The following is a 25,651-nucleotide window of genomic DNA, read 5'->3' on the forward strand; positions in this document are numbered from 1 at the left end:
GGCGGCCGGGTCCGATGGAAGCCCGCCGCCCGGGGGCGGCGTCTGGCGATCAGAAGCGGAAGTTGGCGCTCAGCAGGGCCGAGCGCGGCGTGCCCATGACCAGCCGGTTGCCACCGTTGTTCACCCGTGCCAGGTAGAACTTGTCGGCCAGGTTGTACAGGTTCAGCTGGATGCTGACGTTGCGGTTGATCTCATATCCCACCATCGCATCCCACACGGTGTAGCTCGGCACCTCGGGGAAGAAGCTGGTGGCCGTGATGGCTGCGTTGCTGGTCGAACGCTGCTGCGTCGACACGTAGCGCACCCCGCCGCCGACTGTCAGGCCGAACGGGAACCTGTAGCTGGTCCACAGCGTGGCCGTGAGCTTGGGCGAATAGCGGATCTGCGCGCCGTTCTGCGTGGTGCTGGTGCGCGAGCCTTCGAGGATCTTCGTGTCGATGCGCGCCAGGCCGCCGATGACCTGCCAGGCCGGCGTGATCTGGCCGACCGCGCTCAGCTCCAGGCCTTGAACGCGCGTCTTGCCGTACTGCTCGAAGTTGCCGAAGGTGTCGACCTGCACCTGTTCGTTCTCGTTCTTCGTGCGGAAGGCGGCGGCCGACAGGGCCAGGCGCTTGTCCAGCACGTCCCACTTGGTGCCCAGCTCGAAGGTCTTGGACTTCTGCGGATCGAGGCTCAGGTTGTTGACGTTGGCCGTGGTCAGTGAGGTGGGGAAGCTGAAGTTGCCGCCCGGCGGCTGCGCGCCGGTCGCATAGGCGGCGTAGACGCTGCCGTTGTCCGCCGGCTTGTAGACCAAGCCAAGCTTGCCGGTCAGCAGGTTGTCCGAGCCTTCCTGCGTGAGTGCCGTCTGCACACCATTCACCGGTGCGGCCAGGCTGGTGAAGCGGGTGCGGTAATGCTCCCAGCGCAGGCCGCCCGTGAGCTGCCACTGCTCGTTGAACTTGAGCGTGTCGAAGGCATACAGCGCCGCCGTGCTGGTCGTGCCTTCGGTGGTGGCGCCGGTAGGCAGCACGGGCACGAAGGCGCGGTACGGGTTCGGCATGTACAGGCTGTTGTAGGCCTGGTAGGACACCGTCCCGCCCGACACCGTGCGCACGCCGTTGGCTGCATTGATGGTGGCGGCCATCGTGGTGTTGTCCTGCTGCTCGCGCGCCAGTTCCAGGCCGGCGCTGATCGAGTGCTTGATGCTGCCCGTGGTGGCCTCGGCCGTCACGTTGGTCTGGTTGGTCAGGATCTCGTTGCGCTGGCCCTTGCCTTGCGGCAGCACCCGCGTCGACCAGGTCAGCGGGTTGGTGACCGAGGGCGTCAGCAGCCCGCTGCTGAACACGCCCGTGAGCACCAGGTCCTGGTCGGTGCGGCCCCAGCGCGTCAGGTTGCGCAGCTTCACGCCCGAGTCGAAGTCGTGTTCGATGCGCGCGGTGAACATGTCGCCGTCGACGGTGTCGTGGTCGGAAAGCGAGCCGTAGTAGTTGCTGGTGTCGGGCTGCGGGCCGTTGCCGCCGATGCCTTTCAACTGGTCCAGGTAGTAGCCCTTCAGGCCCACCGTGGGAATGCCGCCGTCCGGCCGGTTGCGCTGGTTGACGTGCTGGTACTGCAGGATGACGCGCGTCGGCGTGTTCAGTCCGAAGGCGATGGAGGGCGCGATGGCCCAGCCCTTGTTCTTGACATCGTCCCTGCCCGGCACGCCGCTGTCCTGCGTCATCACGTTCAGGCGCAGGGCCATCGTGCCCTCAGCGTTGAGCACGCGGTTGATGTCGGCCGTCGCGCGCTTCTGGTCCCCAGAACCCAGGCTCACGCTGCCAGTGAAGAAGTTGGAGGTCTGCGGCACCTTGCTCACCAGGTTGATGTAGCCGGTGGGGGCGGTGCGGCCGATGTCGGCGCTGGCCGGGCCCTTGACCACTTCGACCTGCTCGATGTTGAACATGTCGCGGGTGACGGTGCCGACGTCGCGCGCGCCGTCCACGAAGATGCTGCCGGAGCTGTCGAAGCCGCGCAGGAAGACGGCGTCACCGGTCGAGGTGTTGCCGTTCTCGCCCATCTGGAAGGTGATGCCGGGCGTGTTGCGCAGTGCCTCGGTCAGGGTGTTGGCACCCTGCTCCTGCAGCACTTCCTTCTTGATGACGGTGATGGTCTGCGGCGTGTCGACCAGCGGCTGCGTGAACTTGGGCGAGGAGACGGTGTCGGCCTTGAAGGACTCGCGCGCGCCCTCCACGCGGACTTCGCGCAGCGTGCTGGTGCTGGCGGTGGTGTCGGTGGTGGACGGGGCGGTCTGCGCGCCCGCAGGTGCGGCGATCGCCACGAGCGTGGCGGCGGCGGCGCCGGTCCAGCCGGCCGCCTTGCGCGGCACCGCGTGTTTGCGGCTCTTGATGTGTTGTGCCATGGGATTCCCTCCGGAAGCTGATTGCGTTGCGTGTTTCGCTTGGCTGGCGCAACGGGGAGGGCGCGTGGCTGGCAGGAGCCGCGGCAGTCGATGCTGCGGCGCCGTGAATGATAACGACTCGCAACAAAATTGGAGGGATCGAGGCGGTCTCGGCGCATCGGAATCGCACCGCTGTGGCCCTGCGGCAACGCTGCCCCACGGTCCTGATGCCGTGGACGGCGTTTCCGCGCCTCAGTACACGTCGCGCCGGTAACGGCCTTCGCGCTGGAGCCGTTGCATCGCGGGCTCGCCCAGGATCTGGCGCAGGGCGAGGTCCACCGCCGCTGCCATGCCCTGCAGGCTGCCGCAGACGTGGACGACTGCGCCGCGCTCGCACCAGGCGCTGACCTGCGCCGCTTCGTGCAGCAGGCGGTGCTGCACATAGGCGACATCGTCGCCGTCGCGGGAGAAGACCCAGTCCAGCCGCGCCAGTCGGCCCTCGGCTTGCCACGCGGTCAATTCGTCGTCGAGCAGCCGGTCGTGCGCACGCTGCCGCTCGCCGAAGACCAGCCAGTTCTCATGCTGCCCGCGCCGGATGCGCTCGCGCAGCAGTGCCCTCAGGCCGGCCAGGCCGGTGCCATTGCCGATCAGCAGCAGAGGTCGTTGCGCGTCGGGGTGCAGGCGGAAGCCGGGATGGGGGCGCAGCCGCAGCGGCACCGACTGGCCGGGCTGCAGCGTCTCGGTCAGCAGCCCCGACGCGGCACCGGGCCGCCCATTCGGATGCCGGGTCTGCCGCACCATCAGCTGCAGATCGCCTTCCTCGGGAATGGAGCAGATCGAGTAGGCGCGGGGCCGCGCGGGGTCGCTGTCCAGGTGGAGGTCGACCAGGTCGCCCGCCTCCCAGTGCGGGGCCATGCCGGCAGGCGCCTGCAGGTGCAGGCGATGGATCGGTCCGCCCAGGCTGCCGGGGTTCAGGTGCTCGCGCTGGCGCAGGGTCCAGGCGTGGAAGGCCGTTTCGGCGCCGGCGCTGGCGGCCGGCGCGACCAGGCCGAGGTGTTCGTGCCAGCGCTGAAGCGCTTCGGGATCGCCGCGGTCCACGTCGATGCGCGCGAATTCCGGCGTGGCGCCCGCCGCCTGGAGCCAGGCGTCCAGCCGCCGGCCGAAGCCGCAGAACTCGCTGTACTGCCGGTCGCCCAGCGCCAGCACCGCATAGCGCAGGTGGGCCAGTGCGGCCGGACGGTGCATCACCGCGTCGGCAAATGCGCTTGCGCCATCGGGGGCGTCCCCTTCGCCGTAGGTGCTGGCGATGAACAGGGCGCGGAGCGTGCCGGCCAGCAGGTCGGCATCCAGTGCGTTGAGTGCCAGCACGCGCGCGGGCGTGCCGCTGCGGTGAAGGGCTTCTGCGGTGGCCCAGGCCCACTGCTCGGCCAGGCCGGTCTGCGTGGCGTGCAGCACCAGCACCGGGGAATCGGCGGTGCCAGCGAGATCCACCGCCGCTGCAGCTCTCGCCTTCGCCCGATGCCGCTGCCTGGCGTAGATGGCGGCGCACAGCGCGGCATAGGCCAACGTGGCGCCGCCGGCCGTCCAGTGGCGCAGCGCTTCGCTCACGACGCGGCGCCGATGCCGAAGCGCCAGCACCCGCTTGCCTGCCGGTGCAGCGTGCCATCCGGCCGGCGCTCGGTGAAGAGCGCGGCGACCTCATGCGCATCCGCGAAGGCCAGCCCTTCCTCGATGCCCATGACCGTGAGCAGCGTGGCCAGCGCATCGGCATCCATGCAACTGGCGTGCACCACCGTCACGGCGGCCAGGGCGTGGCCGACCGGCTCGCCGGTGTGCGGATCGAGCGTGTGCGACCAGCGCCGCCCCGCGTGCTCCCGCACATGCCAGTGGTCGCCCGAGGTGGCGGCGGCTTCGTCGCGCAGCGGCAGGACCAGCGGCGCCTGGGCATCGGTGTCGGCGGCCGCGACCTGCACCCGCCAGGGCTGTCCGTCCGGGCGCTGGCCGCGGGCGATCAGTTCGCCGCCGATCTCGAAGAGAAAGTCGTGCAGGCCCAGTGCGGTGAGCGCCTCGGCCCCGCGGTCTACGGCATGGCCCTTGGCGATGCCGGACAGGTCCAGCCTGAGGTCGCCGGGCTGCCTGGCCGACCGGCCATGCGCTTCGTCCCGTAGATCGAGCCGGTGCCAGCCGCAGCGCGCCCGGGCCATGGCCAGCCTGGGTGCGTCCGGCGAGGCGGGCGAGGCGCTGGCGTCGGGTCCGAAGCCCCAGGCCGCCACCAGGGCGCCAAGCGTTGGATCGAAGGCGCCGTCGCTGGCCTGCGCCCAATGCAGGGCGCGACCGAGCACCTGCGCCAGTCCGTCGGGCAGGGCATGCCAGCTGTCCGGCGGCGCATCGTTGAAGCGACAGAGGGCGGAATCCCTCGCCCAATGGCTCATCTGAGCAACGACCTCGTCCAGCACCGCTTGGACCGCCGCACGCACCTCGCCGAGCGGCAACATCCGCGGGTTGTCCAAGCGCAGCGACCAGTGGGTGCCCATGGTCTGGCCCGCCAGCGACTGCAGCCGTGCGGGGTCGGCCGCTCGCGGCATGCGCATCGGTGCGTAGCCGCCGGCCTGCCAGCGGGCGAAGGACAGCGGCGTACTGGCCGGGCGGTCGCGCCCGATGGAGGACGAAGCGCTCACGCTCAGGGCAGGACCTCGAGCGTGGCCGCGTAGCTGAGCCGCCGCTCCTTGGCCTGCGGCAGCGAGGTCTTGGCGTCGCGCGTGCTCGCCTCCAGCCAATACATGCCGGCCGCGGGCCAGGTGATGTCGAACCGCCCCTGTGCGTCGGTCTTGACGGTCGTTTCGTTCAGCTTGTCGCGGTAGACGGTGTTGCCCTGCGTGACCGTCACGTCCAGTCCCGCCGCGGGCTGGCCATCGATCAGCAGCGTGAAGCCGGACTTCTCGCCCTTGGCGTGGTCGGTGGCGCTGCCCGCCGCCACCAGTTCGAGGCCCTGGCCAGTCGGCTTGAGCACCGTCGGCTTGCCCACCGAGATGAAGGTCTCCACGCGGCCCAGCGACTGCGTGACGGCGACATCCTGCGCATCGGCAGGGATCTCGCGGCCGATGGTCTCGGCCGTACCGCGCGCACGGCGGGGCTGGCCGGTGGCCTTGTCCTTCCAGCTGGCGAAGACGCCGTTGTTGACCACGGCAATGCGGTAGGTGCCCGGCTGCGCCAGGTTCAGGTCGAACACGCTGCGGTACTTGAGCTTGGCCGTGTTCTCTGGCTTGACAGCGGCACCGTCGGGGCCGGTGACCTGCAGGTTGTCGAGGTTGAGCGGGAAGTGGTTGGCGACGAACAGGTCGTTGGAGACGGCGCCGTCCACGGTCACCCAGTCGGGCTTGGACAGCACGGTGGTGGAGGGCAGCAGCCAGAGGTTGTGCGCCTGGGCGGCGAGGGTGGCGCAAAGGCCCAGGGCCAGGGTGGCGAGACGGAAGGGAGTGCGCATGAGAGGCTCCGAAAAAAGGACGGGGAAAAGGCGGCTGGCGACGGTCAGGGCTTGAGATCGAGCTTGATCTCGCCCAGCTCTTCCTTGCCGGCGGCGCCGGCCTGCTCGGCCTTCGCGGGCGGCCACTGGAAGGGGACGGTCACCACTTCGCGACCGCCGACCTCGCGCGCAGCCTCGACGACCAGCCGGTAGCTGCCGGGCGCCAGTTGGCCCAGCGGCTTGGTGCCTTCGGTGAAGGCGAGCGCATGGCGGCCCGCCGGCTTGGTGGCGCCGGTCACGCCGTCGATGGGCACGGACAGCTCGCGGCCGGTGCGGCGCCACCACTGTCGCAGGTCCTTGAGCCACTTGGTGCCTTCGCCCTCCGGGTTGTTGGCGCGGGTGCGCACGTCGTACCAGACGGCCAGCGTCGTGGCCACGGTGTTGTCGGGCCTCTCGATCCAGGCTGCCACATAGGGCCGGTGGTACTCGGATACGGAAAGCCGCGGAATCTCGATGTTGACACCGAGCCCGGCGGCTGCGGCCGGGCCGGCGAACAGCGCGGACAAGGTGAGAGGCGCAAGGGGATAGCGAAGCTGCACGGAGCGTCCTTTGAAAGAGAAGCGAGGGAAGGGCGGTGGCGATGGGGTCAGTGCATGAGCAGCAAGGCCAGCAGCAAAGGCGCGAGCAGGCCCATGCCGACCATCGGCCAGGTGAAGGGGCGACGGCCCGCATGCATCTTCAGGATCAGCAGGCCCGTGAGCGAGAAGAGCAGGGCGGCGGCCGCGAACGCGTCGATGAACCATCGCCACGCCGCCCCGGTGTGGCGGCCTTTGTGCAGGTCGTTGAGGTAGGCGATCCAGCCGCGATCGGTCCGCTCGTATTCGGCACTGCCGTCGTCCAGGGCGATGCGGACCCAGGCGTCGCCGCCCGGTCGGGGCAGGGACAGGTAGAACTCGTCGGCCGACCATTCGGCGTCTTGTCCGCGGGCGTCGACGGCCCACTGCGACTTCAGCCAGGTGGCCAGTGCGGCCGGGGCGGGGGCGCGGCCATGGAGCTGTCGGTCGACATCGGGCTGCTGCTGCCGCAGGGCGTCGCGCAGCGCCGGTGGCAAGGTGGCCGTCTCGTGGAGGACGTCCGGCCTGGCTTCGATGTCCGCCGCGTGGTTGAGCGTGATGCCCGTGAGGCTGAACAGCAGCATGCCCACCAGGCACAAGGCCGAGCTCACCCAGTGCCATTCATGGAGGGTCTTGAGCCAATAGGCGCGGCGGGCGGAAGAGGCGGGGGATGTCATCGGCGCCGCGGATTCTATCGCCGCAAATGAGAATAGGTTCTATTTGATTTTTGGCGCGGGAAGTCGCCGATGTGGAAATGTCGTTGTTTCGTCGATGTCTCTTGCTATCGAATTCGCAGCGACCTGTGTCGGTAAAGTTTCATGAAGCGGCAAGGGCCCGCGACGGGCCCTTGATGAAAGCTCGGCAAATCGTGGCGCCGTGCGCCCGCCCGACTCAGTCGGCGTCGCCCATCTGCGACTGCAGGTAGTTCTGCAGGCCCACCTTGCCGACAAGGTCGATCTGCGTCTCCAGAAAGTCGATCTGCTCTTCGGTGTCTTCGAGGATGTCCTCCAACAAGTCGCGCGAGACGAAGTCGCGCACCGACTCGCAGTAGGCGATGCCGGCCTTGAGCGTGGCCTGCGAGCCCTGCTCGGTGCGCAGGTCGCAGTCGAGGATCTCGGGCACGTCCTCGCCCACGTTGAGCTTGCCCAGATCCTGCAGGTTGGGCAGGCCGTCGAGCATGAAGATGCGGTCCATCAGCTTGTCCGCGTGCTTCATGGCTTCGATGGATTCGGAATATTCCTTCTTTGCCAGCTTGTCGAAGCCCCAATGCTTGAGCATCCGGTAGTGAAGGAAGTACTGGTTGATGGCCGTCAGCTCGATCTTGAGCTGGGCCTGGAGATGATCGATGACCTGGGGATCGCCTTGCATGTTCTCGTCCTCGGACCGGAGGGTCCCAAAGCGGCGGATTGTGCGGGCGCACTCCAGCGCCCACAAGGCAAGACCCGCCCGATCCGGTCTGCATGCGTTTGATCGTGAGAGGCGTTCGTATCGATCCGGCCGCGCACACCCACTTCCCATAGCCACCGGGTTCCCGAATGATAGTGTTTATCTATCAATTTCCTGTAGCTCATGCATATACTAGAGCCTCGCAAGTTTTTTCGACCTCAAGAGGAACCGCACATGTCCGTGATCAACACCGAAATCAAGCCCTTCAAGGCCACCGCTTACAAGGATGGCAAGTTCGTCGACATCTCCAGCGACGACATCAAGGGCAAGTGGGCCGTCTTCTTCTTCTACCCGGCCGACTTCACCTTCGTCTGCCCGACCGAACTGGGCGACGTGGCCGACCACTACGCCGAGTTCCAGAAGCTGGGCGTGGAGATCTACTCGGTTTCGACCGACACGCACTTCACCCACAAAGCCTGGCACGACTCGTCCGAGACCATCGGCAAGATCAAGTACACGATGATCGGCGACCCCACGCTGGCCATCAGCCGCAACTTCGAAGTGCTGCGTGAAGACCAGGGCCTGGCCAACCGCGGCACCTTCATCGTCGACCCGCAGGGTGTGATCCAGGCGCTGGAAATCACCGCCGAAGGCATCGGCCGCGACGCCAAGGACCTGCTGCGCAAGGTCAAGGCCGCTCAGTACGTCGCCTCGCACCCGGGCGAAGTCTGCCCCGCCAAGTGGGAAGAAGGCGCCGCCACGCTCAAGCCGTCCTTCGACCTGGTCGGCAAGATCTGAGCATGCCCTTCGCCCGGCTGGCGTCAGGCCGTCCGCACCGAGCCTCGTCCCCCACGGGAGGACGGCCGGCGCGCGCCTGACACCGCCTGCCGGGCGGCTGCGCAGCAGCTGCCCCCGAGCCCGGGGCACCCACGTGACCCGGGCTTTTTTATTGCCGGCCCGTCCCTAGATGCCGGAGACGAGCCCGTGCCGCCGGGCAAGCGCCCCGAGGCCCCTCTCCCATTGAAGACCCGAACGCCAGAAAGACACCGCCATGCTTGACGCCGCCACCAAAGCCCAGCTTTCCAGCTACCTGGAGCGCATTTCCCAGCCCATCGAGATCGTGGCTGCGCTGGACGACTCGCCGGCGTCGGCACAGACGCGCGAACTGCTCCAGGACATCGCCAGCACGTCCAAGCTGGTCACCGTGATCGACCGTGCAGAGAGCAGCGAGCGCAAGCCCTCGTTCTCGATCAACAAGCCCGGCCAGACGGACGGCCCGCGTTTCGCCGGCCTGCCCATGGGCCATGAATTCACCTCGCTCATCCTGGCCATGCTGCAGCAGGGCGGCTATCCGCCCAAGGTCGAGCAGGCCATCCTCGACCAGATCAAGCAGATCGACGGCGACTTCGAATTCGAGGTCTACGTCTCGCTGACCTGCCACAACTGCCCGGACGTGGTGCAGGCGCTGAACCTGATGGCGGTGCAGAACCCGCGCATCAAGACCACCATGATCGAGGGCGGCACCTTCCAGAAGGAGATCGAGGACCGCCAGATCATGGGTGTGCCCACCGTCTTCATGAACGGCCAGATGTTCGGCTCCGGCCGCATGAGCCTGGAAGAGATCCTGGCCAAGATCGACACCAGCGGCGTCGAGCGCGAGGCGAAGAAGCTCAGCGCCAAGGACGCCTTCGACGTGCTGATCGTCGGCGGCGGCCCCGCCGGCGCCGCGGCCGCCGTGTACGCCGCCCGCAAGGGCATCCGCACCGGTGTGGCGGCCGAGCGCTTCGGCGGCCAGGTGCTGGACACGCTGGGCATCGAGAACTTCATCTCGGTCAAGGAAACGCAGGGCCCACACTTCGCGCTCGCGCTGGACGAGCACGTGCGCCATTACGACGTGGACGTGATGAACCTGCAGCGCGCCGCCGCACTGGTGCCGGGCAAGGACCTCATCGAAGTCCGCATGGAAAGCGGCGCGACGCTCAAGGCCAAGACCGTGATCCTGTCGACCGGCGCGCGCTGGCGCAACATCAACGTGCCGGGCGAGCAAGAGTTCAAGAACAAGGGCGTGGCCTACTGCCCGCACTGCGACGGTCCGCTGTTCAAGGGCAAGCGCGTGGCGGTGATCGGCGGCGGCAACTCCGGCGTCGAGGCGGCCATCGACCTGGCCGGCATCGTTGGCCACGTCACGCTGATCGAGTTCGACACCCAGTTGCGCGCCGATGCCGTGCTGCAACGCAAGCTCACCAGCCTGCCCAACGTGACGGTGCTGACCAACGCGCAGACCACGTCCATCACCGGCACCGACAAGGTGAACGGCCTGACCTACAAGGACCGCGCGACCGGCCAGGAGCAGCGCGTGGACCTGGAGGGCGTGTTCATCCAGATCGGCCTGGTGCCCAATACCGACTGGCTCAAGGGCACGGTCGAGCTGTCGCGCCACGGCGAGATCATCGTGGACGCGAAGGGCCAGACCTCGGTGCCGGGCGTGTTCGCGGCGGGCGACTGCACCACGGTGCCCTACAAGCAGATCATTATTGCCGCCGGCGAGGGCGCGAAGGCGGCGCTCAGCGCCTTCGACCACCTGATCCGCACCAGCGCGCCCGTGGCTGCCTGAGCGAGGGCGGTGCCCGCGAAGGGTGCCGCCTTTGCCCCCAGGCCGCCGTGTCGCGGCGCCGCTTCTTAGAATCCCGCCCGCCGTGCAGTGCCCCGCTGCACGGCGTTTTCGTTTTCGGGGCCATGTCGAGGAACACCATGTACAAAAACCTCGCAGTCGCGCTCGCGGCCGCCTGCTGTTTTCTTTCTTCTCCCTTCACCCATGCCCAGCCGGCGCCGTCTCAGGCACCGCTAAAGGTTGGCATCGTCTATGTCGCGCCACTGGGCGACGCGGGCTGGGTGCACCAGCACGAGCTGGGCCGCCAGGCCATCGAGGCGGCGCTGCCCGGCAAGGTGAAGACCACCTATGTGGAGAACGTGGCCGAAGGGCCCGACGCCGAGCGCGTCATCCGCGATCTGGCACGCCAGGGCAACCAGCTCATCATCACGCCCAGCTTCGGCTACATGGCGCCGACGATGCGTGTGGCGCGCGAGTTTCCGCAGGTGCGCTTCGAATCGATCACCGGCTACCAGCGGGCCGACAACGTGGCGACGGCCAATGCGCGCTACTACGAAGGCCGCTACCTGGCGGGCGTGGCGGCGGGGCGCATGAGCAAGTCGCATGTGGCCGGCTACGTGGCGGGCTTCCCGATTCCCGAGGTGCTGCAGGGCATCAATGCCTTCACGCTCGGCATGCGCTCGGTCGACCCCACCGCGCAGGTCAAGGTCGTGTGGCTCAACCAGTGGTTCGACCCAGCCCTGGAGCGCGACGCGGCCATGCGGCTGATGGACCAGGGCGCGGATGTGCTGGCCTTCCACACCGGCTCCTCCGCCGTGATGAAGGCGGCGCAGGAGCGTGGCCGGATGGCCGTGGGGTATCACTCCGACATGCGCCAGGTGGCGGCCGATGCGCAAATCGTCGCGGTCACGCACCGCTGGGGCGACTACTACGTGCAGCGCGCCAAGGCCATGCTCGACGGCAGCTGGAAGAGCACCGACACCTGGGGCGGCGTCAAGGAGGGCATGATCCGCGTTGGCGACTTTGGCCCCAAGGTGCCCAAGGCAGTGCAGGACGAGGTGATGGCGCGCCAGCAGGACATCGCGGCCGGCCGGCTGCAGCCCTTCCGTGCCGTGGCCGCCGATGTGCGCGACAACCAGGGCCGCGTCGTGATCGCACGCGGCCAGGCGCTGGACGACGGACAGATCCTCAAGATGAAGTGGCTGGTCGAGGGCGTGCAGGGGCGCATCGAGCCCTGAGAAGGTGTGAACGAGCCCGTCATGCCCGCTCGTCCTACCAAAACGCGCCCACTCCGCGTTGCAAATGCTCGCCATGGCCCGAGCTATGGCTGCGCTTTGCGCCTTGATCGGGCGCTTTTTCGCTGCCCGCTCGGCCACGCCGGATTCATTCACACCTTCTGCCCCTGGGCTGCCGCGCGGCATATATATATAGCCGCTATAAGCCGAGCGGCAGCCGCGGCACCGCGGCTTCCAGTACGCTCCGCCGAAGTACCTGCCGCGGCCTTGGGCCGCTGCATCCTTCCCCCCGATTCCGACCAATGAAAAAAGCCTACCGCGCCTCGCTGCTGCGTTTCGACGACGCCGGCCGACCCCTGTTCGACACCGACGGCCTGCTGGTCGTCGCGCCCGATGCCCAAGGTCGCGAGCGCGTGGTCGACGCTGGCAGCCACGGCGCGGTGCAGCCTCGCCATCCCGACGTGGAGCCCGAACGCCTGCCGGGCCGCATCCTGACGCCGGGCTTCGTGGACATGCACATCCACTTTCCCCAGACGGACATCATCGGCGCGCCCGCCGACGGCCTGCTGCCCTGGCTGGAGAACTACACCTTCCCGGCCGAGACCCGCTTCGCCGAAGCCGCGCATTCGGCCGAGGTGGCCGAGGTCTTCTTGGACGAACTGCTGCGTCACGGCGTGACCACCTCGCTGACCTTCGCGACCTCGCATCCGGCCTCGGTGAATGCGCTGTTCTCGGCCGCCCGGCACCGGCAGATGCGCCTGATCACCGGCAAGGTGCTGCAGGACCGCCATTCGCCCGACGGCGTCCGTGACGACACTGAGCGCAGCCTGGCCGATACCGAAGACCTGATCCGCCGCTGGCACGGCGTGGACCGGCTCGGCTACGCCATTACGCCCCGCTTTGCACCGACCAGCACCGAAGCGCAACTGAGGGGGGCCGGCGAACTGGCGGCGCGCTACGCCGACACCTGGATCCAGTCGCACGTGGCCGAGAACAAGGACGAGGTGAAGTGGGCGCGCGAGCTGTTCCCCGCATCGCGCTCCTACCTGGGCGTCTACGACGACTTCGGCCTGATGCGCGAGCGGGCGGTGTATGCCCACTGCATCCATTTCGACGACGACGACCGCCACCTGATGCGTGCCACCCGCACCGCGGCGGCCGTCAGCCCCACCAGCAACCTGTTTCTGGGCAGCGGCTTCTTCGACTTCGAGGGCGCTCAGCGCGTCGACTACCTGCATGGCCTGGCCAGCGACGTGGGCGGCGGCACCAGCTTCAGCCCCTTCCATACCATGCTGGCCGCCTATTACGCGGGACGTGAAGGGCAGACCAAGCCGGGCCTGAGCCTCGCCCCCTCGCGCCTGTGGTGGCTGCACACGGCGGGCGCCGCGCAGGCCCTGGGGCTGTCCGGCACCATCGGCAACCTGCAACCGGGTTGCGAGGCGGACTTCCTGGTGCTGGATCCGGCGGCGACGCCCTTGCTGGCGCGCAAGTCGGCCAACGCGGCGTCCCTGGAGGAACTGCTGTTCGCCCTTATCGTACTGGGCGACGACCGCGTCATCGAACGCACGGTGATCGCCCGCGCCGGCTGAGCGGCCGCCTGGGTTGCGCGTGCCACAATGCGGGCCCTCTTTTCCGACGCGTGCCCCGGCACGCCCAGCGCGAGTCTTCCCATGAGCATCAAGAGCGACCAATGGATCCGGCGCATGGCCGAGCAGCACGGCATGATCGAGCCCTTCGAGCCCGGCCAGGTGCGCCAGCAGGACGGTCGCAAGCTCATCAGCTACGGCACCAGCAGCTACGGGTACGACATCCGCTGCGCCCCTGAATTCAAGGTCTTCACCAACATCCACAGCACGGTGGTGGACCCGAAAAATTTCGACGAAAAGAGCTTCGTCGACATCCAGGCGGATGTCTGCATCATCCCGCCCAACAGCTTCGCGCTGGCGCGCACGGTGGAGTACTTCCGCATTCCCCGCAACGTGCTGACCATCTGCCTGGGCAAGAGCACCTACGCGCGCTGCGGCATCATCGTCAACGTCACGCCTTTCGAGCCGGAGTGGGAAGGCTACGTAACGCTGGAGTTCTCCAACACCACGCCGCTGCCCGCCAAGATCTATGCGGGCGAGGGCTGTGCGCAGGTGCTGTTCTTCGAGAGCGACGAGGTCTGCGAGGTCAGCTACAAGGACCGCGGCGGCAAGTACCAGGGGCAGAGCGGCGTGACGCTGCCCAAGGCCTGAGGCCATGACCGCAGCCGGTGTAGCCGCCAGCTGCCAAGGGGATGCCCGGCGCGGCTGACAGCCGCCGCTTGGCGGCGCCTACAAGGATTCGCGCAGCGGGCCGCCACGCCCTGGCCCGTTTGCCCACGAGTCTTCGGCCACCCGCACGGATGGGCCGTGCAGGAGATGCCGATGTCCCAACACCCTGCCGCACGCCCTTCCTTCCTTTCGCCCTCTCAGTGGCTGCTGATCGGCTCGCTCGCCGTGGTGGCGCTGTTCCTTCTTGCCGCGATCTACCAGGTGGCGCGCGGGCAGGTCCAAGCCGCCCAACTGCGTGACGCCCAGGCGCGCATCGCCGTCCAGACGGCCGAGGAGGTCCGTGCCCAGCGCGCCCGGCTGACGGCGGCCTTCGAGCAGCCCGCGGGCGTACAGTCCGTGAGCTACACCCTGGCCCGCTGACACAAACGCGGCGCATCGTCGCGCCGTTGGCCGGCCGGGCCGATTCGAAAGGAAAGCAATGCGCTGGGAAGGCAACGACCAATCCGACAACGTCGAAGACCGCCGCGGCATGGGCGGCGGCGGTGGCGGCTTCCCCATCGGCGGCCGCAGCATCGGCCTAGGCACGGTGGCCGTGGCGGTGGTGGCGGGCTGGCTGTTCGGGATCAATCCGCTGACCTTGCTGGGCCTGCTCAGCGGAGGCGGCAGCCCGGTCGTCCAGCAGCAGCAAGCCCCCGCCCATGCGCCGCGCAACGACCGCGAGACCGCATTCGTACGCACGGTGCTGCGCAACACTGAGGTGGTCTGGGGCGAGGTGTTCCGCGAAGGCGGCGCCCAGTACCGTGCGCCCACGCTGGTGCTTTTCGATAACAGCACGCCCACGGCCTGCGGCACCGGGCAGAGTGCCATGGGTCCCTTCTACTGCCCGGGCGACAGCAAGGTCTACATCGACCTGCGCTTCTACGACACCCTGCGCGACCGGCTCGGAGCGCCGGGGGAATTCGCGCAGGCCTATGTCATCGCGCATGAGGTGGGCCATCACGTTCAGCACCTGCTGGGCATCACCGACAAGGTCGACGCGATGCGCCGGCGCCAGAACGAGACCCAGGCCAACGCGACGAGCGTGCGGGTCGAACTGCAGGCGGACTGCTTCGCGGGCGTATGGGCCCAGCGCTCGCAGGAGTCGAAGCAGTGGCTCGACCCGTCCGACATCGCCGCCGCGATGAATGCGGCCGAGAAGATCGGCGACGACGCCCTGCAACGTTCCGCCGGCCGGGCGGTGGTGCCCGACAGCTTCACCCACGGCAGCAGCGCCCAGCGCCAGCGCTGGTTCATGAACGGCTACAAGAGCGGACAGGTGAAGGCCTGCGACACCTTCAACGCCTCCACGCTCTGAGCCTTGCACGGTCGGCCTGAAGGGCCCGAAACGCCCGTCACCCCGCTGTCACTGCCGTTTTTTGCGGCAATGCGACAATCGCGGACTTCCTATGAGTACTCTCTATTCCGACCTCGCGCTGGCGGACCCGTTGAAGCGCGCCGTGGCCGACATGGGCTACGAACACATGACGCCGATCCAGGCGCAGGCGATTCCGGTGGTGCTGTCCGGCCAGGACGTGATGGGTGCCGCCCAGACCGGCACCGGCAAGACCGCCGCCTTCTCGCTGCCTCTGCTGCATCGCCTGCTCAAGCATGAGAACGCCTCGACTTCGCCGGCCCGGCACCCGGTTCGTGCGCTGGTGCTGCTGCCCACGCGCGAACTGGCCGACCAGGTGGCCCAGCAGGTCAAGCTCTACGCCAAGTACACCCAACTGCGCAGCGCGGTGGTCTTTGGCGGCATCGACATGAAGCCGCAGACCGCCGAGTTGAAGAAGGGGGTGGAGGTGCTGGTGGCCACGCCCGGCCGGCTGCTGGACCACATCGAAGCCAAGAATGCGGTGCTGAACCAGGTCGAGTATGTGGTGCTCGACGAGGCCGATCGCATGCTCGACATTGGCTTCCTGCCCGACCTGCAGCGCATCCTGTCGTACTTGCCCAAGCAGCGCACCACGCTGCTGTTCTCGGCCACCTTCTCGCCCGAGATCAAGCGGCTGGCCTCCAGTTATCTGCAGGACCCCATCACCATCGAGGTGGCCCGGCCCAACGAGACGGCCTCCACCGTCGAGCAGGTGTTCTATGGTGTCCATGAAGACGACAAGCGGCGCGCGCTCAAGCAGATCGTGCGTCAGCGCGGCATCACCCAGGCCTTCGTCTTCGTCAACAGCAAGCTGGGCTGTGCCCGCCTGGCGCGCTCGCTGGAGCGCGAGGGCTTGCGCTGCACCGCCCTGCACGGCGACAAGAGCCAGGACGAGCGCCTGAAGGCGCTGGCCGCCTTCAAGGCCGGCGAGGTGGACCTGCTGGTGTGCACCGACGTCGCAGCCCGCGGCCTGGACATCAAGGACGTGCCCGCCGTCTTCAATTACGACGTGCCCTTCAACGCCGAGGACTACGTGCACCGAATCGGCCGCACGGGCCGCGCCGGCGCCTCGGGCCTGGCGGTGAGCTTCGCCGGCGGTGGCAACGATGCACGCCTGGTGGCCGACATCGAGAAGCTCATAAAGAAGAAGATCGAGCTGCAGCCCCTGGAGATGGACGACGAGCGTCCGCGTGGCCGGATGAACGACGGCCGCCGCCGTTGGCGCGAGGACGGCGAGACGGGCGATGCCCGCGACGCCCTCGATGCGCCGCGCAGCAACCAGGGCAGCAGCGAAGGCTACCGTGCCCCTCGTCCGCAGCGCACCACGCACGCGTCGCGCGATCCCTTCTTCGACAAGCCCTACGAGGCGTCCGACCGCGGCGAGGAAAAGCCGGCCTGGGAGGCCTCGGCCAAGGCGCCCGCGCCGCGCCAGCCCGGCTCCACCAACATCCGTTCGAAGCGCAAGGTGGCGGCCCTGTTCAAGGCTGCCGAGACGCAGCAGAACTGACGGTGCTGCCCCGGCCGCGCCGCGTGCTCGGGGCTGACCCTCGGCGCCTCGCCGATCACAGCGCCAGACCCCGCCGGCCCGTGGCCGGCGTTTGCATCCACAACAAGGAGACTCCCATGCCCGGCTTGCTGCCCGACGTCGATCCCGACGGCCTGCTCGAGTTCTCGGTCGTCTACACCGACCGCGCGCTCAACCACATGTCCAAACGCTTCACCGGCGTAATGCAGGACATCCTGGCCACGCTGAAAGAGGTCTATCACGCCCGCACCGCGGTGCTGGTGCCGGGCAGTGGCACCTTCGGCATGGAGGCGGTGGCCCGCCAGTTCGCCAACCGCGAGAAGGTGCTGATCGTGCGCAACGGCTGGTTCAGCTACCGCTGGAGCCAGATCTTCGACGCGGGTGGACTGGGCGGTGGCGCCATCGTCTGTCAGGCCCGCCAGCAAGGCGAAGGCCCGCAGGCGCCCTGGGCGCCGTGCCCCGCGGAAGAGGTGGCCGCCACCATCCGCGCCGAAAAGCCCAAGGTCATCTTCGCGCCGCATGTGGAAACGGCCAGCGGCATCCTGCTGCCCGATGACTACCTGCGCACCGTGAGCGCCGCTGCCCGCGAGGTGGGCGCCCTGTTCGTGCTGGACTGTGTGGCCTCCGGCGCCGTCTGGGTCGACATGCAGGCCACCGGCGTGGACGTGCTGATCAGCGCGCCGCAGAAGGGCTGGAGCGGCTCGCCCTGCTGCGCCATGGTGATGCTGGGCGAGCGCGCCCGCGAAGCCATCGAGGGCACGACCAGCAGCAGCTTCTCCTGCGACCTCAAGAAGTGGATGCAGATCGCCGAGGGCTACGAGCGCGGCCAGCATGCGTATCACACCACCATGCCGACCGACGCACTGGTGCTGCTGCGCGACGTGATGAAGGAGACGCGCGACTGGGGCTTCGAAGCGGCGCGCCAGGCGCAGTTCGAATTGGGCGACAAAGTGCGCGCACTGCTGGAGTCGCGTGGCCTGCCGAGCGTGGCGGCTGAAGGCTTCAAGGCCCCCGGCGTGGTGGTGAGCTACACCACCGACCCCGGCATCCAGAGCGCCAAGAAGTTCATCGAGGCCGGCCTGCAGACCGCCTCCGGCGTGCCGCTGCAGTGCGGCGAGGGGCCGGACTTCATGACCTTCCGCATCGGGCTGTTCGGCCTGGAGAAGTGGCGCAATGTCGACCGCAGCGTGGGCCACCTGAAGGCCGGCCTGGACAAGGTGCTCGGCACGGCCTGAGCCGCTGCCGCCGCTGTGTGACGGTGGCGCTCAGCCTGGCGCCTGCGCCTGGGAGCAGCGCACCTCGATGCGCTCGCGCTCATCCAGCGTGGCGCCGATGCGCACGGCTGTGAGGCAGCCGCCCCACACGCAGCCGGTGTCGGTCGACAGCAGGTCCGGCCGTGAGAGCCAGCCCAGCGTCGACCAGTGGCCGAAAGCCACCACCGCCCCGGCAGTGCGACGACCCGGCACATCGAACCAGGGCAGATAGCCCGTTGGGGCCTCGGCCGCGCTGTCCTTGGCCTCGAATTCCATCCTCCCTTCCGGGCTGCAGAAGCGCAGGCGGGTGAGCGTGTTGACGATCACCCGCAGGCGCGCGCTACCGGCGAGCTCGTCGGACCAGGCAGCCGGCTCGTTGCCGTACATCTCCGTGAGGAACCGGCCCAGATGCGGGCCGCGCAGCACGGCTTCCAGCTCGTGCGCGCGAGCCATCGTGTCGGCCACGGTCCAGGCGGGCAGCACGCCCGCATGCACCATGAGCAGGTCGCGCCCGCCGATGCGCTCGTGCAGCGCCATCGCGCGGTGGCGCAGCCAGTCCAGCAGGGCCGCGCGGTCGGGTGCGTCCAGGATGGGCGCGAGCGTGTCGCGCCGTCCGGGCTTGCGCACGCCATGGGCCACGCCGAGCAGGTGAAGGTCGTGGTTGCCCAGCAGGCTGCGGGCCGCGTCGCCCAGTGCCTGCATCCGGCGCAGCACGCCCAGGGAGTCGGGGCCGCGGTTGATCAGGTCGCCGAGCAGCACCAGCCGGTCGCGGCTGGGCGAGAAGTCCAGGGTGTCGAGCAGGCGGCCCAGCGCCTCGTCGCAGCCCTGCACATCACCGATGAGATAGAGTGCCATGCCCTCATTCTCCCCTTGACCCCTCGATGGATATCCTTCTGCTGGCCTTGCTGACGACGTGCAATGCGTTGTTCGCGATGTCCGAAATGGCCCTGGCCACCTCGCGCCGAGCCCGCCTGGCGGCACTGGCGGAGACGGGCGATCCGGGGGCGGCCGCGGCGCTCAAGCTGATGGACATGCCGACGCAGTTCCTGTCGACGGTGCAGATCGGCATCACTTCCATCGGCATGCTCAGCGGCATCGTGGGCGAATCGGCCTTTGCCGGTCCGCTGGCCATCCGCATGCAGGAATGGGGGATGGGCGAAGGCCCGGCCAGCATCCTGTCCACCGCGCTGGTGGTGACCGCCATCACCTTCTTCACGATCATCTTCGGCGAGCTGGTGCCCAAGCGCATCGGTCAGCTCTATCCCGAGCCGGTGGCGCGCTGGGTGTCGCGCCCGATGCGTGCGCTGGCCAAGGGCACCAAGCCCTTCGTCTACCTGCTCTCCGGCACCACGGCGGCCACGCTGCGGCTGCTGCGCATCGACGCCACGGCGGCGCGCGCGGTGACCGAGGAGGAGATCTCCGCCAGCCTGGAGGAGGGCGTGGACGCCGGCGTCATCGAGCGCCACGAGCACCAGATGGTGCGCAACGTCTTCCACCTGGACGACCGCCGCCTGTCCTCGCTCATGGTCCCGCGCAGCGACATCGAGTGGATGCCCGCCAACCTCACGGTGGCCGAGGCCTTGCAGAAGGTGGCCGCAGCCGGCGCCATCAACCTGATGCATTCCTGGTATCCCGTCTGCCGCAATTCGCTGGACGACGTGGTGGGCGTCGTGAGCGTGGCGCAGCTGCTCAAGCTGGGGCCGTCGCACGAGGGGGCGCTGGGCACGCTGGCGCAGCCGGCGTCCTTCGTGCCCGAGACGCTGACCGGCCTGGAGCTGCTGGAACAGTTCCGCGCGCAGGCAGGGCGGATGGTGCTGGTGGTGGACGAATACGGCGTGGTGCAGGGCCTGCTGACGCCGCGCGATCTGCTGGAGGCCATCACCGGCGAGCTGCATCCCCATGTGCCGGCGGATGCCTGGGCGATGCCGCAGGCCGACGGCAGCTGGACGCTCGATGGGCTGATGCCGGTCTCGGAGCTGCGGGCGCGGCTGGCCATCCGCGAACTGCCGGATGAGGAGCGCGGCCGCTACAACACCGTGGCCGGGCTGCTGATGTCCGTCTCGGGCCACCTGCCCGCCGTGGGCGAGCAGATCGAATGCGCGGGCTGGGGCTTCGAGGTGCTCGCGCTGGAAGGCCGTCGCATCGACCGTGTGCAGGCGCGTCCGCTGCCGGCCGCATAGGCCCACCGGGTCCGGCGCCCTGCTTCATTCGGACGATGAGGCCGTGGGCTGCTTCGGAGGACCAATGCCAGTTCGTGCAGGCTTCCCGCGGCGCCTTTGCGTTCAATGCACCCGTTCTGGGTCGTCGGTGTCGAGCGCTCGTTGCTCTCGGCGCCATTGCCAGGGCGGGGTCGGGTTCGCTGCCTTCCACAGTCCGACACGGGCCCGCCGCGCCCGCGCTTCGGCGGCGGCATAGCGGCGCCGGGCGGGGGGCGTCTGCGCATCGGCGTACTGCTGATACCACCACGCCATGCCCGCCTCCAGCATCGCCTCTCCGGCATCCACACTGGGCGGCGCGTCCGGATCTTCCGTGGGCGGTACCTGCACGGCGCAGACTGCACGGCCATAGCGGTCGCGGTCCACGCAGCGCAGCTCGACCTCGCGGTGCAGCGCCAGCCGCGCCAGCAGGCGCCGCGCGTTGCGGCCATGGGGTTGACCGGATTCGGGGGCATCGATGGCGTGCACGCGCACCGTCAGCGCCTCGCCACCATCGCAGTCGGCATGCAGGGTGTCGCCGTCGCTCACGGCCGTGACGAGGCACAGCAGCAGGGCTGCAGCTAGGGCCACCGTCAGTCGTCCGCGTCGAGCACCACGATGTCGGCGGCGTCGTCGCCGAATTGCGCCTTGATCTCCAGCACCCGCGGCAGGTTCTGCTGCAGCAGTTCCACCAGGGTGGGATCGAAATGGCTCCCACTCTGGCTCTGGATCCAGGCCATGGCTTCTTCCACGGGCCAGGCCGGCTTGTACGGACGCACGCTGGTCAGGGCGTCGAAGACGTCGGCAAGCGCCACGATGCGCCCCACGAGCGGAATGTCCGCCCCCGCCAGCCCATGGGGGTAGCCGCTGCCGTCCCACTTCTCATGGTGGGTCAGGGCGATGGTGCGGGCCAGCTGGAAGAGCCGCGAGGGATGGTTGCCGAGGATGTCGGCACCGATGACGGGGTGGGCCATCATCACGGTCCGCTCTTCGGGGGTCAGGCTTCCGGCCTTCTGCAGGATGGCATCCGGGATGCCGATCTTGCCGATGTCGTGCATGGGCGCGGCATGCAGCAGGTCGTCGGCTTCGGCGGGTCCGTAGCCCGAGGCCAGCGCCAGCAGGTGCGCGTAGTGGCTCATGCGCACCACGTGCATCCCCGTCTCGTTGTCCTTGTACTCCGCGGCGGCGCCCAGGCAGCGGATGGCCTGCAACCGCGTGGCCTGCAGTTCTTCCATGCGCACCAGCGACAGGTGGGTGCGGATGCGTGCGCGAAGGATGCCGGCGTTGAGCGGCTTGACGACGTAGTCGACGGCGCCGCAGGCGAGGCCCAGTTCCTCGTTGGCCTCGTCGGCCAGCGCAGTGGCGAAGATCACCGGCACGTAGCGGGTGAGTTCATGGCTCTTGAGCTCGCGGCAGACCTCGTAGCCTGTCATGCCCGGCATCATCACATCCAGCAGCACCAGGTCGGGCGCTGCGGCCGAGGCCAGGGCAATCGCACTTCGCCCGTCCTTGGCGAAGACCAGGCGGTAGTCCGTGTGCAGCATGCTGCGCACCACCTGGAGGTTCAGGGGTTCGTCGTCGACGACGAGGACGGTGGGCCGCTGGATTGCGGAGAGGTCGGTCATGGATGGGAAGCCTTCTCACCTGCCAGGGCCGCGTCGGGGGGCAGCCGGTCGATCAGCGATTCTAGGAGTCGGGCCGCGACACCGAACTCGAAGCCGTCCAACGCCTGCCGCAGCGCATCGGCGGCCGCGCCCTCGCCCATGAACGCCAGCGTCGCGGCGACGTCGGGCCAGTCCTCGTCGCCGGTCATCTCGTTGCGATGGATCGCGCGCAAGAGTTCAGCCAGCGCCGTGCGCAGCCGTGCGCCGTCCAGCATCACGCGTTCGCCGTCCGGCGTGGAGGGCGGCAAGGGCCGGCTGTCGAGCGCTGCCTGCACGGCATCGAACGCGGCACTGAGCGCCGGGATGCCCTGCCGTGCGGCGTCCGGCTCGCCTTGCGCCAGGGCCAGCTCCACGTTCGTGGCGGCTGCGAAGAGGTCGTCGCAGGCCAGGTTGCCGGCCAGGCCGCGCAGGCGGTGGGCGATCTGGCGGGCTTCGTCCAGTTGTCCACGCTCGACCTGCTCGGCGATGGTGGCCGCGGCCCCGCCATGCTGTGCCAGCATCTTGTCCAGGGCGCGGCGCAGTGCGGCCTCGTGGGTCCAGTTGCGGATGCCGCGCGCCCAGTCGACGCCAGCGGGCAGCATCGTGCCAGCGGGCGCCGCCGCCGCCGGCATCGGCAGGGCCAGGTCGCCGCCACGCTGCAGGCCGGTCACCCGTGCCATCTCCGCCAGCAGCTGGGCGGCCTCGAAGGGCTTGGGCACGAAGCCTTCCATGCCGGCCGTGCGCGCGGCCTGCCGGTCGGCGGGCAGCACGCTCGCACTCAGCGCGATCAGCGGGGTGGGTGGCAGGCTGCGCGAGGCCTCATAGGCGCGAATGCGGCGGGCGGCCTCAAGACCGTCGATGCCAGGCATGTGGACATCCAGCAGCACGACATGGAAGCGGTGCTTCATGAGCAGGTCCAGCGCTTTCGGCGCGTCGGCGGCGGTGCTCACCTGGTGGCCGCGCTGCCCCAGCGCCAGACGCACCAGGTCGCGGTTCTCAGGCACGTCGTCCACGGCCAGCACCGACAGGGGGGGTGGCTCGACGGGCGGCTCCGGCACGCGCGCGACGGGGTGCGGGGCCAGCGCGGTCTTCAGCGGCAGCAGCACCCGGAAGACGCTGCCCTGGCCCGGCGTGCTCTGGACTTCGATGCGCCCGCCCATCAATTCGGTAAGTTGCCGCGCGATGGTGGTGCCCAGGCCGGTTCCACCGAAGCGCCGGCTGGTGGAGGCATCGGCCTGCGCAAAGGGGTCGAAGATGGCGGCCAGCCTGTCTGCGGGGATGCCGATGCCCGTGTCCTGCACCGACAGCTCGACCAGATCGCCCGCGCGGCGCGCCGCAAGCTGCACCTCGCCGCATTCGGTGAATTTGATGGCATTGCCCAGCAGGTTCGTCAGTACCTGGCGGATACGCACCGCGTCTGCGCGGAAATGCACGTCCAGTGCATCGTCCCACAGCACCTTCAGCGCCAGGCCCTTGCGCTCGGCTTCCAGTCGCAGGGAAGTAGCGGTCTGTTCCAGCAATTCCCTCAGGGAGAAGTCGGCGAGTTCCAGTTCCAGCGCGCCGCGGTCGAGCTTGGCGGTGTCCAGGATGCCGTTGAGCAGGCTGAGCAGGCTCTGGGCCGACTGGCGCACGGTCTGCAGGTGCCGGCGTTGCTCGACCGCCAGGGGTCCTTCGAGGAGCAGTTCGGTGAAGCCGAGGATGGCGTTCATCGGCGTGCGGATCTCGTGGCTCATGTTCGCCAGGAACATGGTGCGTGCCGCGGCGGCCTGCTCGGCGCGGGCCTTGGCCTCGCGAAGTGCACCTTCCATCTGGCGGCGGGGATTGATGTCCTGCGCCAGGAGCACCACGCGCACCACGATGCCGTCGGCGTCGAAGATGGGGTTGTACGAGCCCTGGAGCCAGAACTCCTGGCCCTGCCGGGTCATGCGGCGGTATTCGCCGACCTCGAATTCACCGCGGCGCAGGCGCTGCCAGAGCGCGTCGAAGGCGGTCTGGCGGCCCGCGGCGGCATCCACGAGGTCGTGGTGGTGGCGGGTGGTGAACTCGTCGAGCGTGTAGCCCATCCAGCCGAGCATGCGGTCGTTGGCCCATTCGATGCGGCCGTCCATGGCGAACACCGCAACGCCCATCACCCTCTGCACGGCCTCGGCCGTGCCGCCCTGCATCCAGTGGTGGCGGCGGGTCTCGGTGATGTCCAGCAGCACGCCGTCCAGGCGTGGCGGGCCGCCCTCGCGCGGATGGGTCACCTGGCCGGTGAACCAGACCCAGCGTTCGGACTCGCTGCGATGCAGCAGCCGGAACTCCGCCGTCACCGGGCCGCCCTCGGGCAGGCCGACCGCCAGGATCAGGGCCTGCTGAATGCGGTGCCGGTCGGAGGGATGGATGAGGTGGGCGAGGGTGCGCCGCCCCGAGGTGAAGTCGGAGGCGGGCCAGCCCGTCAGGGCGTCCACGCTGGGGCTGACGAACAGCGTCGTGTGGGGCTCGTCGAGCAGGGTGCTGAAGGAGACGCCCGGGATGTTGTCGATCAGCCCGCGATAGCGGCGCTCCCGCTGGCGGATCGCTTCCTCCTCGGCATGCTGCGCGCTGATGTCGGCCAGGGTGACGATGCAGGCGGCCTCGCGACCCTGGCGGTCGACGCCCAGGCCCGCACGCGCGAGGCGCAGCGCCAGCGCGCCGCCGCCTGCCAGGGGGCGCAGCGCGCGGCGTTCGCCGGGCCCGGCGGGGCTGCTGGCTGGATCCCTGAGCCATTCCGCGAGGTCGGTGTCCGCAGCGTCGAGCAGGGTCGGGAGTGTTTTGCCGGTGGCCTCGTCCGCGCGCAGTTGCAGCAGCCGCAGCGCCGCAGCATTGGCGGCCGTGATCCGGTGCTCGGTGTCGAGCACGAGCAGGCCGTCCGGCGCGAGGTCGAAGCGTTGCTGCAAGGCGTCGAGCGCCGCCGCCTGCGCCCGCGCCTGCCGGGTGCCGCACATGCCGATGTACAGAAGGGCCAGGGCACACAGGCCGAACCCTTGCTGTGGCCAGGGCAGGCCGTTCCAGTGGGGCAGCCCCGGCGCCCCGACCGGACCCGGCAGGGTGCCCACGGCGGCCACGACGGCGACGACCAGCGGCGCTGCCAGGGCCCAGAGCCCGGGCTGCCAGCCCTTCGTGCCCGCCGGCGAGCGCGGTGCCCGCAGCAGCGCATAGGCCAGCAGCATGATCAGCGCGGCGGCGGCCAGAAGTACGCTCATGAAGCCCAGGGGCGTCGCGGTCTGGCCGATGAAGAGTGCCGTGCCCGCCAGGCCTGCCAGGCCGGCAGCCCCGGCCCGCCAGCGTGTGGCGTCACTCCAACTGGCGGCCAGCGCCGCCGCGGCGGCTGCCCCGGGCAGCAGGGGCCAGCCCCAGGCGAACTCGTCCGCCCCTGTGCCGTGCAGTCCGAAGCCGAGGCCGGCGTGGATGGAAAGCGCCAGGGCCATCGTCCACAGCAGCGTGGCCAGCAGCGCGGCCGCGCAGCGATCGGCGGCCGTCCCGGCTTGGCGGCCGGCCTGCAGCACACGCCAGCCGCACAGCACGGCGGCGGCAGCGGCCAGCCACACGCCCGCGGCCGATTGCAGGGGCGCAAGGATGCCGAGCCAGTCGGTCTGCGTAGGCATGTGGAGAGTCTGGGGAGGGGGAAGAGCTTACTGGGTCCTACAACGCGCGGGCTGCGCTTGCCGCGGACCGGGGCTGCT

21 protein-coding genes are annotated in these 25,651 nt (G+C 69.1%); 10 read left to right on the plus strand and 11 right to left on the minus strand.

Annotation, left to right across the window (positions count from 1 at the left end; genetic code table 11):
• Window positions 1-49: 49 nt before the first annotated feature.
• From DFR41_RS08405 to bfr, 7 genes are all read right to left on the minus strand, one after another.
• Entirely contained in the window at window positions 50-2,377 is a 2,328-nt protein-coding gene (locus DFR41_RS08405; protein ID WP_114802404.1) for a catecholate siderophore receptor Fiu, read from the minus strand.
• Between the two features lie 231 nt (window positions 2,378-2,608).
• Window positions 2,609-3,964, minus strand: a complete 1,356-nt coding sequence (locus DFR41_RS08410) for a sulfite reductase subunit alpha (protein WP_114802542.1) — start codon at window positions 3,962-3,964, stop codon at window positions 2,609-2,611.
• Window positions 3,961-5,040 carry an FAD:protein FMN transferase gene (locus DFR41_RS08415; protein WP_425326694.1) on the minus strand — a complete coding sequence of 360 codons (1,080 nt, stop codon included), beginning with the start codon at window positions 5,038-5,040 and terminating at the stop codon, window positions 3,961-3,963. The genes DFR41_RS08410 and DFR41_RS08415 overlap by 4 nt, the downstream gene beginning before the upstream one ends.
• On the minus strand, window positions 5,037-5,840 hold the full coding sequence (locus tag DFR41_RS08420) for a DUF4198 domain-containing protein (protein WP_017762076.1): 804 nt from the start codon (window positions 5,838-5,840) through the stop codon (window positions 5,037-5,039). The genes DFR41_RS08415 and DFR41_RS08420 overlap by 4 nt, the downstream gene beginning before the upstream one ends.
• Window positions 5,841-5,884: 44 nt before the next feature.
• Complete coding sequence (locus tag DFR41_RS08425; RefSeq protein WP_017762077.1) at window positions 5,885-6,418, minus strand: DUF2271 domain-containing protein; 534 nt, start codon at window positions 6,416-6,418, stop codon at window positions 5,885-5,887.
• Window positions 6,419-6,465: 47 nt separating this feature from the next.
• Entirely contained in the window at window positions 6,466-7,110 is a 645-nt protein-coding gene (locus tag DFR41_RS08430) for a PepSY-associated TM helix domain-containing protein (RefSeq protein ID WP_114802405.1), read from the minus strand.
• Window positions 7,111-7,324: 214 nt separating this feature from the next.
• Window positions 7,325-7,801, minus strand: coding sequence for a bacterioferritin (bfr, locus tag DFR41_RS08435; RefSeq protein WP_017762079.1), 477 nt, complete (start codon window positions 7,799-7,801; stop codon window positions 7,325-7,327).
• 252 nt (window positions 7,802-8,053) lie between these two features.
• On the opposite strand from bfr, the gene ahpC reads away from it, so the two are divergent.
• The 9 genes from ahpC to DFR41_RS08480 all read left to right on the plus strand — a co-directional run bounded on the left by ahpC (window position 8,054) and on the right by DFR41_RS08480 (window position 18,091).
• On the plus strand, window positions 8,054-8,617 hold the full coding sequence (gene ahpC, locus DFR41_RS08440) for an alkyl hydroperoxide reductase subunit C (RefSeq protein WP_017762080.1): 564 nt from the start codon (window positions 8,054-8,056) through the stop codon (window positions 8,615-8,617).
• Between the two features lie 253 nt (window positions 8,618-8,870).
• Window positions 8,871-10,433, plus strand: a complete 1,563-nt coding sequence (gene ahpF / locus DFR41_RS08445; protein ID WP_114802406.1) for an alkyl hydroperoxide reductase subunit F — start codon at window positions 8,871-8,873, stop codon at window positions 10,431-10,433.
• Window positions 10,434-10,570: 137 nt separating this feature from the next.
• Entirely contained in the window at window positions 10,571-11,668 is a 1,098-nt protein-coding gene (locus DFR41_RS08450) for a BMP family ABC transporter substrate-binding protein (protein ID WP_114802407.1), read from the plus strand.
• Between the two features lie 299 nt (window positions 11,669-11,967).
• Window positions 11,968-13,254 carry a guanine deaminase gene (guaD, locus tag DFR41_RS08455; protein WP_114802408.1) on the plus strand — a complete coding sequence of 429 codons (1,287 nt, stop codon included), beginning with the start codon at window positions 11,968-11,970 and terminating at the stop codon, window positions 13,252-13,254.
• 81 nt (window positions 13,255-13,335) lie between these two features.
• A complete protein-coding gene (dcd, locus tag DFR41_RS08460; RefSeq protein ID WP_017762084.1) occupies window positions 13,336-13,902 on the plus strand; it encodes a dCTP deaminase in 567 nt (188 codons plus the stop codon).
• Between the two features lie 171 nt (window positions 13,903-14,073).
• Window positions 14,074-14,340 carry a hypothetical protein gene (locus DFR41_RS08465; protein WP_114802409.1) on the plus strand — a complete coding sequence of 89 codons (267 nt, stop codon included), beginning with the start codon at window positions 14,074-14,076 and terminating at the stop codon, window positions 14,338-14,340.
• 58 nt (window positions 14,341-14,398) lie between these two features.
• Window positions 14,399-15,274 carry a KPN_02809 family neutral zinc metallopeptidase gene (gene ypfJ, locus DFR41_RS08470; RefSeq protein WP_017762086.1) on the plus strand — a complete coding sequence of 292 codons (876 nt, stop codon included), beginning with the start codon at window positions 14,399-14,401 and terminating at the stop codon, window positions 15,272-15,274.
• Between the two features lie 91 nt (window positions 15,275-15,365).
• Complete coding sequence (locus DFR41_RS08475; RefSeq protein ID WP_114802410.1) at window positions 15,366-16,838, plus strand: DEAD/DEAH box helicase; 1,473 nt, start codon at window positions 15,366-15,368, stop codon at window positions 16,836-16,838.
• A 116-nt stretch (window positions 16,839-16,954) separates the two neighbouring features.
• Entirely contained in the window at window positions 16,955-18,091 is a 1,137-nt protein-coding gene (locus DFR41_RS08480; RefSeq protein ID WP_114802411.1) for an aminotransferase class V-fold PLP-dependent enzyme, read from the plus strand.
• A gap of 30 nt (window positions 18,092-18,121) precedes the next feature.
• Here DFR41_RS08480 and DFR41_RS08485 read toward each other — a convergent pair whose 3' ends face one another.
• The gene (locus DFR41_RS08485; RefSeq protein ID WP_114802412.1) at window positions 18,122-18,964 is read right to left on the minus strand and encodes a symmetrical bis(5'-nucleosyl)-tetraphosphatase; all 843 of its coding nucleotides are present in this window, start codon (window positions 18,962-18,964) and stop codon (window positions 18,122-18,124) included.
• A 26-nt stretch (window positions 18,965-18,990) separates the two neighbouring features.
• On the opposite strand from DFR41_RS08485, the gene DFR41_RS08490 reads away from it, so the two are divergent.
• Window positions 18,991-20,289, plus strand: a complete 1,299-nt coding sequence (locus DFR41_RS08490; RefSeq protein ID WP_017760736.1) for a hemolysin family protein — start codon at window positions 18,991-18,993, stop codon at window positions 20,287-20,289.
• Between the two features lie 102 nt (window positions 20,290-20,391).
• Here DFR41_RS08490 and DFR41_RS08495 read toward each other — a convergent pair whose 3' ends face one another.
• Genes DFR41_RS08495 through DFR41_RS08505 form a run of 3 tightly spaced genes read right to left on the minus strand, consistent with a single transcriptional unit; the run spans window position 20,392 to window position 25,573 of the window.
• Window positions 20,392-20,895 carry a thermonuclease family protein gene (locus DFR41_RS08495; protein ID WP_017760737.1) on the minus strand — a complete coding sequence of 168 codons (504 nt, stop codon included), beginning with the start codon at window positions 20,893-20,895 and terminating at the stop codon, window positions 20,392-20,394.
• Between the two features lie 2 nt (window positions 20,896-20,897).
• A complete protein-coding gene (locus DFR41_RS08500; protein WP_114802413.1) occupies window positions 20,898-21,929 on the minus strand; it encodes an HD domain-containing phosphohydrolase in 1,032 nt (343 codons plus the stop codon).
• The gene (locus DFR41_RS08505) at window positions 21,926-25,573 is read right to left on the minus strand and encodes a hybrid sensor histidine kinase/response regulator (RefSeq protein WP_114802414.1); all 3,648 of its coding nucleotides are present in this window, start codon (window positions 25,571-25,573) and stop codon (window positions 21,926-21,928) included. Before DFR41_RS08505 ends, DFR41_RS08500 begins: the two co-directional genes overlap by 4 nt.
• Between the last annotated feature and the right edge of the window lie 78 nt (window positions 25,574-25,651).

The organism is Pseudacidovorax intermedius, from assembly GCF_003350475.1.
Lineage (GTDB): Bacteria > Pseudomonadota > Gammaproteobacteria > Burkholderiales > Burkholderiaceae_C > Xenophilus > Xenophilus intermedius.